The organism is Nocardia sp. NPDC004568 (assembly GCF_040609955.1).
Taxonomy (GTDB): Bacteria; Actinomycetota; Actinomycetes; order Mycobacteriales; family Mycobacteriaceae; genus Nocardia.
In genome coordinates this window covers 1-16,406 of sequence record NZ_JBEXLL010000024.1, presented here as the reverse complement: position 1 = coordinate 16,406, position 16,406 = coordinate 1, and the positions used below count along the sequence as shown (strand labels likewise).

Genomic DNA, 16,406 nt, shown 5'->3' with positions numbered 1-16,406 from the left:
GCGGTGGCCGCCGGTCGCTCAGCTCGCCAGGCAGCCCGGCCCGAGCAGGGCCTTCAGATCACCCATGAGCGCCGAGGACGGCTCCACCCGCAGGCTGTCGTCGAGTTTGAGCAGCGTCGTCTTCTCCCGCGCGCCCACATGCCGGACGTGCACATCCGAGGTACCCGGATGCCGGGACAGCACCCGCTTCAGTTCACCGATCTTGTCGGGGGTGCACATCCGGGTGGAGATGGTGACGGCCAGTGGTTTCGCCACGCCGATCGCCGACAGATCCGGCACCGCGAGATCGTTGGCGATGAGCGAGATCCGGTCGTCTCGCATGGAGACCCGGGCCTTGACCAGCACCACCGCGTCCTCCACCACATCCATTCCGTACACGGAATAGGCCTGCGGGAAGAACAGCACCTCGATACCACCGGTGAGGTCCTCGAGCTGGCAGGACGCCCACGCCAGGCCGTTCTTGTTGATCCGGCGGTTCACCGAGGCGAGGATGCCGCCGACGGTGACCTGGGTGCCGTCCTTGATATCGCCCTCGAGAATGGTCGGGATCTGGGTATCGGCCTGGGCGGCGAGCACATGGTCCACGCCGTTGAGCGGATGGCCGGATACGTAGAGGCCGAGCATCTCCCGCTCCAGCGCGAGACGGTGCTTGCTCTCCCACTCCTCGTCGGGCACCTTCACATCGAAGACCGACGCCACCGATTCGCCACTGTCGTCGCCCATTCCGCCGAACAGATCGAACTGACCGATGGCCTCGGCCTTCTTGGTGGACATCACCGCGTCGATGGCATCGGAGTGCACGAGCATGAGCCCCTTGCGCGGATGACCCAGCGAATCGAAGGCACCGGCCTTGATGAGCGATTCGGTGACCTTCTTGGTACAGGCCACCGTATCGATCTTGTTCAGGTAATCGGAGAAATCGGTGAACTTCGATTTCTCGGTGCGCGCGTCGATGATCGAGTTGACGACGTTCTGACCGACATTGCGGACCGCGCCCAGCCCGAACCGGATATCGGCGCCGACCGAGGCGAAGTTGGTCTCCGACTCGTTCACATCCGGCGGCAGCACGGTGATACCGAGTTTGCGGCAGTCCGACAGATAGATCGCGGCCTTGTCCTTGTCGTCACCGACCGAGGTGAGCAGGCCCGCCATGTATTCGGCCTTGTAGTTGGCCTTGAGATAGGCGGTCCAGAAGGAGACGAGTCCGTAGCCGGCGGCATGCGATTTGTTGAAAGCGTAACCGGCGAACGGGAGAATCGTGTCCCAGAGGGCTTTGATCGCCGGTTTGGAGAAGCCGTTGGACTGCATACCGGCCTCGAAGCCCTCGAATTCGGCCTCGAGCACCTCGGCTTTCTTCTTACCCATCGCGCGGCGCAGAATATCGGCTCGGCCGAGCGAATACCCGGCGACCTTCTGCGCGATCTGCATGATCTGTTCCTGATAGACGATCAGGCCGAAGGTATCGGCGAGGATCTCCTTCAGGGGCTCTTCCAGTTCCGGGTGGATGGGCTTGACCTGTTGGCGGCCGTTCTTGCGGTCGGCGTAGTCGTTGTGCGCGTTCATGCCCATCGGACCGGGGCGGTAGAGCGCGAGCACCGCGACGATGTCCTCGAAGCCGGTGGGCTGCATCCGGCGCAGCAGATCGCGCATGGCGCTACCGTCGAGCTGGAAGACGCCGAGTGTGTCACCGCGCGAGAGCAGTTCGTAGGTGGCCGGATCGTCGAGCGGCAGATTGTCCATATCGAGGTCGATACCGCGATTGGATTTGATGTTGTCCAGCGCGTCACCGATGACGGTGAGGTTGCGCAGGCCCAGGAAGTCCATCTTCAGCAGGCCGATGGCCTCACACGACGGATAATCCCAGCCGGTGATGATGGCGCCGTCCTGCGCCCGCTTCCACAGCGGGATCGCGTCCATCAGGGGTTCGGAGGACATGATGACCGCGCAGGCGTGCACGCCCGCGTTGCGGATCAGGCCCTCGAGGCCACGAGCGGTCTCGTAGATCTTGGCGACATCGGGGTTGCTGCCGATGAGTTCGCGGACCTCGGCGGCCTCCTTGTACCGCTCGTGTTCGGGATCCATGATGCCCGACAGCGGAATATCCTTCGCCATGATCGGCGGCGGCAGCGCCTTGGAGATCTGGTCGGCGATGGCGAACCCGGGCTGGCCGAACTGGACACGCGCCGAATCCTTGATGGCGGCCTTGGTTTTGATGGTGCCGAAGGTGATGACCTGGGCCACTCGGTCGCTGCCCCAGCGGTCGGTGGCGTAGCGCACCATCTCACCGCGGCGGCGATCGTCGAAGTCGATATCGATATCGGGCATCGAGACGCGTTCGGGATTGAGGAAGCGCTCGAACAGCAGCCCGTGCGGGATCGGGTCGATATTGGTGATGCCCATGGCGTAGGCGACCAGCGACCCGGCCGCCGAACCACGGCCCGGGCCGACCCGGATACCGACCTCGCGGGCATGGTTGATCAGGTCACCGACCACCAGGAAGTAGGCCGGGAATCCCATCTCGATGATCACGTCGAGTTCGAATTCCGCACGTTCGACGTACTCGCGCGGCACCCCGTTCGGGAAACGCCGTTCCAGGCCGCGGTGCACTTCCTTGCGCAGCCAGCCGGACTGGTCCTCGCCCCCGGGCACCGGGAAGACCGGCATCCGGTCGCGGTGCTCCCACACCTCGGCATAGGACTGGACCCGTTCCCCGATCCAGACGGTGTTGTCGCAGGCGCCGGGAATTTCGGCATCCCAGAGCGCGCGCATCTCGTCGGCGGATTTCAGGTAGTAGCCGTCACCGTCGAATTTGAACCGGGTGGGATCGGACAGGGTCTTCCCGGTCTGGACACAGAGCAGCGCCTCGTGGTTGCGGGCGTGTTCCTTGGTGACGTAATGACAGTCGTTGGTGGCCAGCGGTGGGATGTCGAGCGCCCGGCCGACCTCGATCAGGCCCTGGCGGACCCGCGTCTCGATGGACAGGCCGTGGTCCATCACCTCGAGGAAGAAATTGTCGCGGCCGAAGATCTCCTGCCATTTGGCGGCGGCCTCCAGCGCTTCGCGCTCGTGCCCCAGCCGCAGCCGGGTCTGCACCTCACCGGACGGGCAGCCGGTGGTGGCGATGATGCCCTCGGCGTGGGCGGCGATGAGCTCCTCGTCCATCCGGGCCCATTTACCGAGCTGACCCTCGATACTGGCCAGCGAGGACAGTTTGAACAGGTTCCGCAGCCCGGTCGCGTTCTCGGCGACCATGGTCATATGGGTGTAGGCGCCGGAACCGGAGACGTCGTCGCTCTTCTGGCTGGGATCGCCCCACTGGATACGTTTGGTGTCGAACCGGGAGCCGGGGGCGATATAGGCCTCGATCCCGATGATCGGCTTGATCCCGGCCTTCTTCGCCGAATGGTAGAACTCGGCCGCGCCGTACATATTGCCGTGGTCGGTCATCCCCACCGCGGTCATACCGAGCCGGTCGGCCTCGGCGAACAGCGGCGAGATCTTGGCGGCACCGTCGAGCATCGAGTACTCGGTGTGGTTGTGCAGATGAACGAATCCGGACGAGGCGGCCAAGATCTGTCCTTCCTCCCAATGGCTCGGCGGGGGTTGGTGTAGCGAGTTTATGCGCACCCTCCGACCGGTTCGGCGCCGGATGGGCGTGCCCGCGGGGCCCGGGCGTGTCGGCCCAGGTGTCCCAACGCGGGAAACCGATTCGGCCCCCGGCATGCTCGGTCACTGGTAGGGTCGTGCCGCGTCACATCCGGCGGATATCGCCGAGCCCACGATCGACCCGCATGTGCACGATCGACCAGCGAGGTGAACGATGACAGCACGCAGGACCGCGCTCGCCCTGCCCGCCGCCGCGGCTCTCGCGGTGGGCACGCTGGCGGCCACCGCCGCACCCGCCGCGGCCGACGGTGGCTCGTTCCAGACGATCTACTCCCTCACCGACGGCCCGTGCGTCGCTCAGGTCGACGCCTCGGTCAACGGCCCCGGCTATCCGGAGCACGCGTCCTTCACCGTTTCGGCCATCACGTTCGGCTTCGGTTCGTGCAGCCTGCCGGTCACCTTGAACTGGCGCAACCTCGATACCGGCGAGACCGGGTCGGCCACGCAGGTCGCGAACGGCCCGGGGCACTGGATGAACGACGGCCGCTCGGCCCTGTTCCGACCCGGCATCGGTCGTTTCACCGCGACCGTCACCGTCGGCGCGGCCCACATCTCCGAATCGGGGTCGGTGGAGTTCACCGTCCAGAAGTACCAGGGGTGATCACCGGCCCCTCAGACAGCATCCGGCCCGTTCGGCGTAATCGGTCCGGGCGGCCCGCCTCGAACGACCACCCCCTCGACCTCTTCCCCCTCCTTCCTCCGGCGCGCTCGCGACGCCGGATCTCCGACCTCGGCTCGCCGACGCGGGCCGGTCATCGCTTCCGGAGAAGGTTTCCCGCGGCAATGGCGGTTGCCGCGGGAAGCGTGAGACGATGACCGGCCCCCGTCGGCGAGCCGGACCGGCGAGTACCGGCCCGCGAGCAGAGCCACGCCGGTGAGCGACCGGCCGGCGCCATCGCCGATCGGCGGGCCGGGCCGCGCGGGTTGTCGGCGGGCCTGCTCGTAGCATGTGCCCGGGCCACGGATCGCCGACGGGATCGCCCCGACGGATCGGTGGACCGGGCGATGGGTACAGCGGCGCGACGGCCGGGACGGGACAGGGAGTGCGATGACCGCGACCTTGCTCACCGTGGCCGGCGCGGCGGTGCTGATCACCGCGGCACTGCTCATCTGGGCGCGGCCCCGGCGGATGGTCACCACTCCGGCCGAACGCGCGGTGCACACGGCCCTGCACACCGCCTCGCTGGCGGCCCGCCCGCTGCGCCGCGGACTCACCCGGGAATCCGCGCAGGAGGCAGCCCCGCATCTGCGGGCCCTGGTCGGGGCCGAGGGAATCGGGGTGAGCGATCCCGACGGGGAGCTCCTCGCCTGGGACGGCGGCCACGAACTGCTGGCGCCGGAGTTCACCGGGACGGCCCGGCGCGCCGTCGCGGCGCAGCGGCCCGTCCTGGCGCAGCTGCCCGATACCGATCATCCGGGGCGCACCCTGGTCACCCAGCCGCTGCTCAGCGACAACGGCACGGTGGTGGGAGCGTTGGGAATGGTCACCGGGAACCGGCCGGGCCCCGGCGCGCTCGGTGCGCTGGCCGAGGTCGCCCGTTATGCCTGCGGCCAGCTGGAACTCGCCGAGCTCGACGCCTCCCGGGCCCGGCTCGACCGCGCCGAGGTGCGCGCGCTGCGGGCCCAGATCAGCCCGCATTTCATCTACAACGCCCTCAACACCATCGCCTCGTTCGTCCGGACCGACCCGGACCGGGCCCGGGAACTCATCCTGGATTTCGCGGATTTCACCCGGTATTCGTTCCGCGACGCCGGGGAGTACACGGTACTGGCCGACGAACTCAGCAATATCGAACGCTATCTCGAACTCGAACGCGCCCGGTTCGGGCCGGCGCTGCAGGTACGGTTGCGGATCGCCCCCGAGGTGCTCGGTGTCACCCTGCCCTTCCTGGCCCTGCAACCGCTGGTGGAGAACGCCGTCCGCCACGGGCTGGCGGCCACGCCGGGCGGCGGCACGGTCACCATCGAAGCACTCGACGCCGGGACCGACTGTGTGCTGAGCGTGGAGGACGACGGTGCCGGTATGGATCCCGACCTGTTGCGATCGGGGTCACTGGATACGGCCGCGGAGGGAGCGCATATCGGCCTGGCCAATGTGGACGACCGGCTGCGGGCCGCCTTCGGCAACGACTACGGACTGGTGGTGGACACCGCACCCGGCGCCGGGACGCGAGTGAGTATGCGGGTGCCCAAGTTCCGCCCCGGTATCCGGCCGTGACGTGGAAACGGCCGGGCCCCGCTCACCCTCACAGAGCGGGGACCGGCCGGGCGGCGCCGAGCGGTGCGGGGCCCGGATGCCTCCGACACGGCATCCGGGCCCGCGCTCAATGCGCGACCGCTTTCTCGGCGCCGACACCGGTCAGTGCCCGGACCTCCATCTCCGCGGCCTTCGCCGGATCCTCGGTGTCCTTGCCGCCGAGGTAGGTGCCGACCACGCCGAGCGCGAACGCCAGCGGGATGGACACGATCCCCGGGTTCGACAGCGGGAACCAGTCGAAATCCAGGTCCGGCAGCATCGCGGTCGACGACCCGGAGACCGCCGGGGAGAACACGATGAGCACGACCGTGGAGATCAGCCCGCCGTACATGCTGAACAGGGCACCGGTCGTGTTGAACCGCCGCCAGAACAGCGAGTACAGGATGGTCGGCAGGTTCGCCGAGGCCGCGACCGCGAACGCCAGCGCCACCAGGAAGGCGATGTTCTGGCCGTTGGCCAGGATGCCCAGGGCGATGGCCAGCACGCCGATCACCACCGCGGTGATCCGGGAGACCCGCACCTGGGCGGCGTCGTCGGCTTTGCCGCGCCGGATGACATTGGCGTAGATGTCGTGGGCGAACGAAGCCGAGGCCGTGATGGTGAGTCCGGCGACCACCGCGAGAATGGTCGCGAAAGCCACCGCCGAGATGATGCCCAGCAGGATCACGCCACCGAGTTCGAAGGCCAGCAGCGGCGCCGCGGCGTTCTGTCCGCCGGCCGCGCCGAGGATCCGGTCCGGGCCGACGATCGCGGCCGCGCCGTAGCCGAGCACCAGGGTGAACAGGTAGAAGGCGCCGATCAGCGCGATCGCCCAGACCACCGAACGGCGAGCCTCCTTGGCGGTCGGCACGGTGTAGAAGCGCATCAGCACATGCGGCAGACCCGCGGTGCCCAGTACCAGCGCCAGGCCGAGCGACACGAAGTTCAGTTTCGACATCTCGCTGCCGCCGTACTGCGCGCCGGGAGCCAGGACATCGCGGGCGGCCACCTTCGCGTTCTCGGACCCGCCGATCGCGCTCTGCGCACCGGAGAGGATGCCGGAGGGATCGAAGCCGAACTTCGCCAGCACCATCACCGTCATCACCGCGGCGCCCGTGATGAGCAGCACCGCCTTGATGATCTGCACCCAGGTGGTGCCCTTCATCCCGCCCACCAGCACGTACACGATCATGAGCACGCCGACCACCGCGATCACCACGGCCTGCCCGGTCTTACTGGACACATCCAGCAGCAGCGCCACCAGACCACCGGCACCGGCCATCTGGGCGAGCAGGTAGAACAGTGAGACGGCCAAGGTGCTGATCGCGGCCGCGGTGCGCACGGGCCGTTGCTTCAACCGGAAACTCAGTACATCGGCCATGGTGAACTTGCCGGTGTTGCGCAGCATTTCGGCCACCAGCAGCAGCGCCACCAGCCAGGCGACGAGGAAGCCGATCGAATAGAGGAAGCCGTCGTAGCCGTAGACCGCGATGGCGCCGGCGATGCCGAGGAAACTCGCCGCGGACAGATAGTCCCCGGCGATGGCGATCCCGTTCTGCGGCCCGGTGAATCCGCGGCCACCGGTGAAATAGTCGGTGGCGCCGGAGGTGTTGCGGCCCGCCCAGAACACCACGACCATGGTGACCAGCACGAACAGCGCGAAGATGGCGATATTGGCGACCGGGTTGCCAACCGTGGCGTCGGCGGCCTGCAGCGTGGTCACGACCGGCTTCCTTCCAGTTCGGCGCGGAGCGCGGCGGCCCGCGGGTCCAGTTCCCGGTTGGCGAAGCGGACGTAGAGACCGGTGATCACGAAGGTCGAGACGAACTGACCCAGCCCCAGCAGCAGTCCGATATTGATCTCACCGAACACCGGGGTGGCCATGAAATCGTGCGCGTAGGCACCGAGCAGCACATAACCGAGGTACCACAGCAGGAACAGTGCGGCCATGGGGAAGATGAAGCGGCGCAGTCTATTCCGGAGTTCTTGGAACTCCGGACTCGCCTGCGCGGCGACGAAGTCGGGCGGCGGGTCGGCCCGCTCCCCGCTCTTGTCCAGATCGATATCGGTCATGCCCTGTCCCTCATCATGTGACGTGTACTACTCGAGCACAAGGTAGCGGGCCGGCGCCGCCGGCAGACCCCTGTGACGGCGGTCACTCGGTGGAGACGGGTAAGTGTGCGGTGAGCGGTCGCTGGGCCGCGACGAGCGGTCGGGCTCGGCGGCGGCCGCCGATCAGTCCGGCCGGTGCCCGGGGACGCGGTCCGCGCCCATACCCAGCCGCTCCGGAGCGTGCATCCGCACGAACGCGCGACCCACCCCCGGCGGTCGCGGGGTCCAGCGGCTGACCAGCACCATTGTCGCGAAGGCCAGCGGGACGGCCACCGCGGCAGGGTAGCCGAGCAGTGCCGCCGCCCAGCCGTCCGCCAGGTGGTCGGAGACGCCGCCGAGTACCGAGACCAGGGTCGCCGCGCCCGCCACGGCGCCACCGGTCACCAGACCGGCGGCCGCGCCCACCGCGGTGAGGCCCCGCCACCAGATTCCCAGTACCAGCAGCGGGCACAGCGTGGCGGCCGCGAGCGAGAACGCCAGCCCGACCGTACGAGACAGATCCAGCGAGGCCACCCCCAGCGACAGTGCCAGCGGTACCGCGCCGGCGACGAGCGCCGCGACCCGGAAGTCCCGGATCCGCCCGCGCAACACGTCGGTACTCAGCACGCCGGCGATACTCACCACCAATCCCGAGGACGTGGACAGGAAGGCGGCCATGGCGCCCGCCGCGACCAGCGCCGCCAGCAACCGGCCGGGCAGCCCGGCCAGCGCCGACGAGGGCAGCAGCAGGACCGCCGCGTCGGAGGTCCCGGTGATCAGCAGTTGCGGCACATAGAGCCGGGCGAAGACACCCAGCAGCACCGGGAACAGATAGAAGGTGCCGACCAGCGCGATCACGGCGAGCGCGGTGGAGCGGGCGGCCCGGCCGTCGCGGTTGGTGTAGAAGCGCACGAGAACATGCGGCAGTCCCATTGTCCCCAGGAAGGTGGCGATCATCAGCGAGTACACCTGATACCGCGGATGCGGTCCGGCGAAACCGCCGCCGGGCAGCAGCCAGTGCGCCCCGTCGGCCGGGGCACCCGCCACCACCGGCACCGCCGCACCCGGTTCGAGCACCAGCCGGGTGTCCCGGGCCAGTTCGTGGATGCCCGCCGCCAGCAGGACCGGGCCGTCCACCGCGCGGTCGTCCAATGCCCCGTGCACCGAGACCCACTGCGGCGCGGCCAACTGCACGAGTACCGGGGTGGTCACCTCCACCGTGGTCTGCTCGCTCACCGTCGGCGGGGCCGGTGCGCCGAGTTCCCGATCGCCGCCGGGCCGGTCGGCGGCGAAGAAATGCACCAGCAGCACAAGCGCGGGCAGCGCCACCGCGGTCAGTTTCAGCCAATACTGAAATGCCTGGACCAGGGTGATCGACCGCATTCCCCCGGAGACGACATTGGCCACCACGATCACCGCCACCGCGACGGCTCCCACCCAGCCCGGCACCCCGAGCAGGATGCGCAGCGTCAGTCCGGCGCCCTGGAACTGCGGAATCACGTACACCGCGCACACCAGCACCACCACCACGGCGGCGAGGCGGCGCAATCGCGGCGAACCCCATCGGAACTCGGCGAAATCCGGCACGGTGTAGGCGCCGGACCGCCGCAGCGGCGCGGCCACGAAGAGCAGCAGCGCCAGATAGCCGGCGGTGAAACCCACCGGATACCACAGGGCGTCGGCACCGTACTTGGCGATCAGCCCGGCCACTCCCAGGAACGACGCGGCGGACAGGTACTCACCGGAAACGGCGGCGGCGTTCCAGCGGGGACCGACACTGCGGGAGGCCACCAGGAAATCCGAGGTCGTGCGGGCCCAGCGCACTCCGTACACGCCGAGGACGACCGTCGCCAGCGCGGCCGCGAGCAATGCCGCCACCGTGAGACCGGACGCGGTCACCATCCCGGCCCGCCCCTCGGCCGTGCCACCGGCGCGGGCCGCTCAATCACCGGTGAGCTCGAGAAAATCGTTCTCGTTGCGCTCGGACAGCCGCAGGTACACCCGCCCGGCGAGCCACAGCAACGGATAGGCGGCCCCGCCCAGCACCAGCCACGGCAACCGGATCCCCAGCACCACGGTCTCGGCCACCGCGGTCACCCCGAACAGCAGCGGGAGCGCGGCGAGCAGCAGCGCGATCACCAGCCCGCAGCTCAGGGCCAGTCCGAGCTGCGCCCGGATCAGTCCGCCGATCAGCGCCTCGCCGATCTCGGTCTGCTCGGCGACCTCCACCCGCGTCCGGACGCGGCGCGCGCCCCGGCGTTCGGCGAGCACCACCCGCCGGCGCGGCGGCCGCGGGGCCGGGCCGATCATCGCCGATCCGGCGACGGATGCGGTCCGTGCACCAGCCGCTGTTTCAGTTCGCGCACCTGACGGCGGCTCACCGGTAGTTCCACCCGCTGCGCCCCGCGCAGACACACCAGCGTGCCCGAGCCCACCGTCCGCAGCCCGGTCACCCGCCCGAGTGCGACCAGATACGAGCGGTGTACCCGCAGGAAATCCTCACGCCAGCGGTCCTGCAACGCCGAAAGCGGGATACGTACCAGGTGGGAACCGGTGTCGGTATGCAGCCGGGCGTAGTCACCCTCGGCCTCGACCCAGTTCACCTGCGACCGGTGCACCAGCGTGGTGACCCCACCGAGCTCGACCGGAATGACCTCGTGCCCCGCGGCCGCGCTCGGGCCCGGCTCCGGATCGCTGCGGGTCCGGCGGTCGGCGATCCGCCGCACCGCGGCCCCCAGCCGCTGCCGCCGCACCGGTTTGAGCAGATAGTCCACCGCGCCCAGATCGAACGCGGCCACCGCGTGATCCTCGTGCGCGGTGACGAAGACGATCGCCGGTGGATGCACGAATTCGGCCAGCACACCGGCCAGCTCCATACCGTCCAGGCCGGGCATGTTGATATCCAGGAAGACCGCGTCGATCGCGTGCGCCCGCAGGATCCGCAGCGCGCCGGTCGCGTCGGCGGCGCCGTGCAGTTCGGTCACCGCGGGTTCGGCGCGCAGCAGATAGAGCAACTCGTCCAGCGCCGGCTGCTCGTCGTCCACGGCCAGCACCCGCATCCGCCAGACCCTTCCTGCTTCTTCGACTCGACCATCGTAGTGGTCGGGGTCCGGCCGCGGGGTCCGGTACCGGGGTTCGGAGTGGGTCAGGATCCGAGCTGGTCCATCCGCCGTTGCATCTCCTCGGGCTCGATATCCTCCACATGGGTGGCGACGGTCCACTGATGGCCCCACGGGTCCACGAACGAACCGGTCCGGTCACCGTAGAACTGTGTCTGGGGCGCGCTGATCTCGGTGGCGCCGGCGGCGAGCGCCGCGGCGTGCGCCGCGTCTGCATCCGGTACGTAGACGTAGAGGTTGACCGGGGTGCCCCCGATGGAATGCGGATCCCGGAACGCCATATCCGGGGCCGGGTCACCGAGCATCAGCACCGAATTGCCGATGAGGAGTTCACAGTGCATCACGGTGCCGCCGGGGCCCGGAATCCGCATACGTTCGGTGGCCCCCAGCACCCGTTTGTAGAACTCCACGGCGTCCGCGGCCCCGGCGATCGCCAGACCGGGAGAAATAGTGGGATAGCCTTCGGGAACAGGCGGGACATCGGACATCACAGGACCTCCGGTCTCGGAGAGTTGTGTCGGACACCTCAGAGCCTATGCCCGGTTACCGCCGCGGACCGTGGACGAACACGACGCCGGATCAGCCGCCCCAGCTGACGTTCGTCTCGATGACCTGACGCAGCACCGTCGCGGTGCGCGGGTCGCGGTAGAACTGGTGACCACCGATCGCGATCGACCCGGCCACCGGCAGCGGCAGCCCCAGATCCACGGTGATATCTCCGCTGCCCTGCATCGCGTAGTCCTCGATATCGAGCATGCCGGCTTCGTTCGGCAGGTCCCAGATACTCGACTTCGGCGTCTGGGTGACGTCGAGCCGGATGGACAACCGGCCGCCGTCGCGGGCCACCAGTGTGGCCGTGGTGATCTGATCGAGGTCGACGCCGCCGCCCACGGTCTGCTGCACCCGCCATACCGCTCCCACCCCGACCGGCTCGTCGGGGAAGGTGATGGATCGGTAGACCGCCTGGTAGAAGGCCTGCTCCAGCGCGGCCCGCGCCGAGTTGGAGGTGTCGGGCGCGGGCGCCAGCCGCAACGCGGTGATCCCGCCGAGTTCGCTCATCTCGAAGCCGGCGTGCGTGCCGTCGGCGGCGGTGAGCGCCTCGGACAACGCCGGGTCCGGAGTCGTCACCGAACCGAGGGTCAGCTCCACCCCGTCGGCATCGGTGGTGGCGGTCATCGGAATGGTCAGCGACGGGCTGGAGAAATCGCGGACCTGCTGGGAATCGATCTGCTGCTGGATGCGGTGATCGGTGCGCAACGTCACCGCCTGGACCGTGCCCTCGTAGTACGACGGCCGCAACAGCGAACGGGGCTCCGCGCCGTGGTCCACGGTGGTGACCACGGCCGCCGCGATCGGCACGGTGACCTCACCTATCCCGAGCGGTTCGGTGCCGTCGGCCTCGGCTCCGGAGTCGCCGCCGTCCCCGCAACCGGAACCGAAAGCGGTGAGACCCACCGCGAGAACCACCATCAGCACTCTGGACCTCGCCAGGCGGGGCGTGGGAAACGAACACAACACCGTCACGCCCGACAGCCTACGAGGCATACCTGAGCGTGGGCTGGGACATCGCACCGACTTCCGTGGGGATCCGCCCGGCACCGGGGCCCGCGCGCCGCGACACACCGGGACGGCGGCTCCTCACCGTGCCCGCGGGTGCCCACGGTACTGGGCCGGGGCGGCTCGAGAGATGATGGTCGGCGTGAGTGAGGACCGGCCTACGCCAGAGCAGGACCCCGACGACCGCCCCGGCGGGACCGGCGCGCCACCGCGGCAGCGGCTGCGGCTACTGCTGGCGGTCGCCGCGACGCTGTTCGCACTCGACCTGGTCACCAAGATCATCGTCGTCGCGCGGATACGTCCCGGCGAACCGGTATCGATCATCGGGGACTTCGTGGAACTGGTGCTGGTACGCAATCCGGGCGCCGCGTTCTCCATGGCCACCGGCATGACCTGGTTGCTGACCCTGATCGCGACCGCGGTGGTGATCGGGGTACTGCGCATCGGCCGCACCCTGCGCTCGACGCTGTGGGCGATCGGACTCGGCGGGGTCCTCGGCGGCGCGCTCGGCAACCTGATGGACCGGCTGTTCCGCGCGCCGGGCCCGCTGCAGGGTCATGTGGTGGATTTCGTCTCGGTCGGCTGGTGGCCGGTCTTCAATGTGGCCGATTCCGCCATCGTGTGCGGGGCGATCCTGCTGGTGACACTCACGGTCTTCGGTTTCGAACCCGACGGCACCCGCTACAAGGACAAGGAGAAGGCAGCGCCCACCACAGATACCGCCCCGCCCGCAGAGCCCGGCGCCGATCGGGAACGTCGCGCCGGGGACCCCACACCCGAGGACTCCGCGGGCCCGGACTCCGCCGCCGGTGAGGAGACCGCGGACTCCGCCACCGCCGACGGTAAGGAGACCGCCGCATGAGAGAGACCAGGACGATGCCCGTCCCCGACGGACTCGACGGGATGCGGGTGGACGCCGGCCTCGCGCGGCTGCTCGGACTGTCCCGGACCGCGGTCGCGACCCTCGCCGAAGAAGGGTCGGTACAGCTGGACGGGGTGGCCGCCGGAAAATCCGACCGGCTCACCGCGGGCGCCTGGCTCGAAGTGGTGTTCCCGGAACCGCGCCGGGAACCGAGTATCGAAGCCGAACCGGTGGAGGGGATGAAGATCCTCTACGCCGACGACGATATCGTCGCCGTCGACAAACCGGTCGGCGTCGCCGCGCACACCGGAGTCGGCTGGAGCGGCCCCACCGTGGTCGGTGGACTGGCCGCGGCCGGCTACCGGATCTCCACTTCCGGCGCGCACGAACGGCAGGGCATCGTGCACCGCCTCGATGTCGGCACCTCCGGGGTGATGGTGGTGGCCCAGTCCGAACACGCCTACACCGTGCTCAAACGCGCGTTCAAACAGCGCACCGTGGACAAGCGCTACCACGCCCTGGTCCAGGGTCATCCCGACCCCAGCAGCGGCACCATCGACGCCCCCATCGGCCGTGCCCGCGGCAACGACTGGAAATTCGCGGTCACCTCCGACGGCCGGCCCAGCGTCACCCATTACGACACCGTGGAAGCGTTCCAGGCGGCCAGCCTGCTCGATATCCATCTGGAAACCGGTCGCACCCATCAGATCCGGGTGCACTTCTCCGCGATCCGGCATCCCTGCTGCGGTGACCTCACCTACGGCGCCGACCCTCGGCTCGCCGAACGGCTCGGGCTGCAACGCCAATGGCTGCACGCCCGCTCACTGGGCTTCCAGCACCCCGCCGACGGCCGCTACCTGGAGATCACCAGCGAATACCCCGACGACCTCACCCACGCGCTGCGCGTGCTCCGCGACGCCTGACCGCCGATGCCCGAGGTACCCGCCGCCCCGCCGCCCCGGCCCCGCGATATCCGCCGGGGGCTCGGCTACGGGGCGGCCGCGGCCGCCTGCGGTGTGTTCGTCCTCGCGCTCGGCTACCTGATACCCCCGGCCGAGGAGATCGTCTCCACCGACCGCCTCGGGCCCGACCAGGGCGAATCCATTGCCGCGTATCTCGACCGGGCCGGGGAATCGCTCACCGGGACCGACACCGCGGATCGCTGGGCGCTGGTGTCCTTCACCGAGTACCGGCCCGCCACCGAGCTCCGCGACCGGGTCGGCGATCTACGCATCGGACAGGCGCTGTACCGGGTTCCGCTGCCCCGCGTCGCGACTCCCCTGGTCGCGGTCCAGACCCCCGCCGGCGACGTCGCGTTGCGGCGCTCCGGCACCGACGCCGCCTGGCAGCTGGCGGATCGTCGCCGCTACGTCGGCGACGACCGCACCGCCCGCGCCCTGGATGTGGCCGTCGCCCGGCTGCGCGCGGGTTGCGCCTGCTCCCCCGGCGTCGTCGTCCGGGCCCCGCTGCCCCGGCTCCGCGACCTCGCCGGACGCCCCGGGGTCCGCGCGGTGGAGGCACTCCCGGGCGACGCCGTCGCCGGGCGGTTCGCCGTCGGCCCCCTGCTTCCCGACAGCACCGACCCCGTCGGCCCACCGCCGGACGACGGGCCCGTCCCACCGGCCTGATCAGAAGTCCAGCGTCACCACACCGTCCAGATACCGGTGGCAGCGACCGGTCAGCAACACGCGGTCGCCGACCAGCTCGACCCCGAGCGAACCACCGCGCCGGGACAATTGTCGCGCGGTCAGCCTGGTACGCCCGAGCTCTGCACTCCACAGCGGCGCCAGCTGGGCATGCGCCGAACCGGTCACCGGATCCTCCGGCACCCCGACCCCGGGCGCGAAGAACCGCGAGACGAAATCCACCTCGTCGCCCCGGGCGGTGACCACCACCCCCCGCTGCACCTTCGGGAAAGCGCTCAGCGCCGGCGCCAGCTCCCGGACCTGCCGCTCGCTGTCCACCACCACGACCACATCCGCACCCGAATACACCCGCACCGGCTCCACCCCCAGCGCAGCCACCAGTGCCGCATCCGGCTCGGCCGCGGTGGAGGCCACCACGGGCAGATCGAGCACGTACTCGTCGTCATCGGTGCGATCCACCCGCAACCAGCCGCTGTGGGTGAAGAAACCGACCCGGTCCTCGCCTGGCTGGATATCGCAGAGGATCTGCGCCGCCGCCGCCAAGGTGGCGTGCCCGCACATCACCACCTCGGTCATCGGCGTGAACCAGCGCAGATGGTAGGCGGGCCAGTCCCCCGGCGGCGCCCCGGCCTCCGGGGGTAACCGGGAGGTGTAGAAGGCCGTCTCGGCGAGATTGTTCTCCTCGGCCAACTGTTGCAACACGGTATCGGGCAACCATGTGGGCAACGGCATCACCGCTGCCGGGTTCCCGGAGAACGGTGCGTCGGCGAACGCGTCGATCTGGTGCAGCAGAACCTCCATGCCACGAAAGTACTCCAGCGCCGAATAAATCCTTCTCCCAACGTGACTGAGGCGTTTTGCGGTGTCTTTCGGCGGCGCGGGGTCGAGGCCCCCTCGGTCCCGCCGTTCAGGACTCGAGACTCGCGCTTCGCGCATGCGATGTGCGGTGGGCCGTGCATACAGTGCGACCGTTGAGCACCTTCGGCCGAGGGCGGGACGGGCCTCGACCCCTGTCAGGGCCTCGTAAGACTCGGCACCGCCGCGAGTGTGCCGCTATTCGTGAAGGCGATCATGCCGGGCCGCCCGGACAGTCGGGTCGTCCTCTGATCCGAACCTCGAATGCCGACGCAACCCCATGCGTCGAGTCTTACGAGACACCTCCAAGGGTTGAGGCCCGTCTCGCCGTTTCGGCCTCGAAAGCGCCGCGCGAAGCGCAAGTCTCGAGGCCG

At 69.3% G+C, this 16,406-nt stretch carries 14 protein-coding genes; 5 read left to right on the top strand and 9 right to left on the bottom strand.

Going from position 1 to position 16,406, the window contains the following annotated elements; translation table 11 throughout:
* Positions 1 to 18: 18 nt before the first annotated feature.
* A complete protein-coding gene (gene dnaE, locus ABZV91_RS13760; protein ID WP_355240254.1) occupies positions 19 to 3,570 on the bottom strand; it encodes a DNA polymerase III subunit alpha in 3,552 nt (1,183 codons plus the stop codon).
* 250 nt (positions 3,571 to 3,820) lie between these two features.
* On the opposite strand from dnaE, the gene ABZV91_RS13755 reads away from it, so the two are divergent.
* Positions 3,821 to 4,267, top strand: coding sequence for a hypothetical protein (locus ABZV91_RS13755; RefSeq protein ID WP_355240251.1), 447 nt, complete (start codon positions 3,821 to 3,823; stop codon positions 4,265 to 4,267).
* Positions 4,268 to 4,714: 447 nt separating this feature from the next.
* The gene (locus ABZV91_RS13750; RefSeq protein ID WP_355240248.1) at positions 4,715 to 5,884 is read left to right on the top strand and encodes a histidine kinase; all 1,170 of its coding nucleotides are present in this window, start codon (positions 4,715 to 4,717) and stop codon (positions 5,882 to 5,884) included.
* Positions 5,885 to 5,990: 106 nt separating this feature from the next.
* On the opposite strand, the gene ABZV91_RS13745 is transcribed toward ABZV91_RS13750, so the two are convergent.
* The 7 genes from ABZV91_RS13745 to ABZV91_RS13715 form a co-directional block, all read right to left on the bottom strand.
* The gene (locus ABZV91_RS13745) at positions 5,991 to 7,625 is read right to left on the bottom strand and encodes a cation acetate symporter (protein WP_355240245.1); all 1,635 of its coding nucleotides are present in this window, start codon (positions 7,623 to 7,625) and stop codon (positions 5,991 to 5,993) included.
* Positions 7,622 to 7,975 (bottom strand): DUF485 domain-containing protein, encoded by a 354-nt coding sequence (locus tag ABZV91_RS13740; protein ID WP_355240242.1) that lies wholly within the window; start codon positions 7,973 to 7,975, stop codon positions 7,622 to 7,624. Before ABZV91_RS13740 ends, ABZV91_RS13745 begins: the two co-directional genes overlap by 4 nt.
* 162 nt (positions 7,976 to 8,137) lie before the next feature.
* Positions 8,138 to 9,895: a cation acetate symporter gene (locus tag ABZV91_RS13735; RefSeq protein ID WP_355240239.1), complete on the bottom strand. Its 1,758-nt coding sequence runs from the start codon at positions 9,893 to 9,895 to the stop codon at positions 8,138 to 8,140.
* A 39-nt stretch (positions 9,896 to 9,934) separates the two neighbouring features.
* Positions 9,935 to 10,303 carry a hypothetical protein gene (locus ABZV91_RS13730; RefSeq protein ID WP_355240236.1) on the bottom strand — a complete coding sequence of 123 codons (369 nt, stop codon included), beginning with the start codon at positions 10,301 to 10,303 and terminating at the stop codon, positions 9,935 to 9,937.
* Entirely contained in the window at positions 10,300 to 11,052 is a 753-nt protein-coding gene (locus tag ABZV91_RS13725; protein WP_355240233.1) for a LytTR family DNA-binding domain-containing protein, read from the bottom strand. The genes ABZV91_RS13730 and ABZV91_RS13725 overlap by 4 nt, the downstream gene beginning before the upstream one ends.
* A gap of 86 nt (positions 11,053 to 11,138) precedes the next feature.
* Positions 11,139 to 11,600, bottom strand: a complete 462-nt coding sequence (locus tag ABZV91_RS13720) for a VOC family protein (protein WP_355240230.1) — start codon at positions 11,598 to 11,600, stop codon at positions 11,139 to 11,141.
* A 91-nt stretch (positions 11,601 to 11,691) separates the two neighbouring features.
* Complete coding sequence (locus ABZV91_RS13715) at positions 11,692 to 12,636, bottom strand: hypothetical protein (RefSeq protein WP_355240228.1); 945 nt, start codon at positions 12,634 to 12,636, stop codon at positions 11,692 to 11,694.
* 163 nt (positions 12,637 to 12,799) lie between these two features.
* Here ABZV91_RS13715 and lspA point away from each other — a divergent pair, with 163 nt between their 5' ends.
* The 3 genes from lspA to ABZV91_RS13700 are packed head-to-tail and all read left to right on the top strand — an operon-like array spanning position 12,800 to position 15,159.
* Positions 12,800 to 13,531 carry a signal peptidase II gene (lspA, locus tag ABZV91_RS13710; protein ID WP_355240225.1) on the top strand — a complete coding sequence of 244 codons (732 nt, stop codon included), beginning with the start codon at positions 12,800 to 12,802 and terminating at the stop codon, positions 13,529 to 13,531.
* Positions 13,528 to 14,454, top strand: coding sequence for an RluA family pseudouridine synthase (locus tag ABZV91_RS13705; RefSeq protein WP_355240222.1), 927 nt, complete (start codon positions 13,528 to 13,530; stop codon positions 14,452 to 14,454). Before lspA ends, ABZV91_RS13705 begins: the two co-directional genes overlap by 4 nt.
* Before the next feature lie 6 nt (positions 14,455 to 14,460).
* Positions 14,461 to 15,159: a hypothetical protein gene (locus ABZV91_RS13700; protein ID WP_355240220.1), complete on the top strand. Its 699-nt coding sequence runs from the start codon at positions 14,461 to 14,463 to the stop codon at positions 15,157 to 15,159.
* On the opposite strand, the gene ABZV91_RS13695 is transcribed toward ABZV91_RS13700, so the two are convergent.
* Complete coding sequence (locus ABZV91_RS13695) at positions 15,160 to 15,978, bottom strand: PhzF family phenazine biosynthesis protein (RefSeq protein ID WP_355240217.1); 819 nt, start codon at positions 15,976 to 15,978, stop codon at positions 15,160 to 15,162.
* Positions 15,979 to 16,406: the final 428 nt, after the last annotated feature.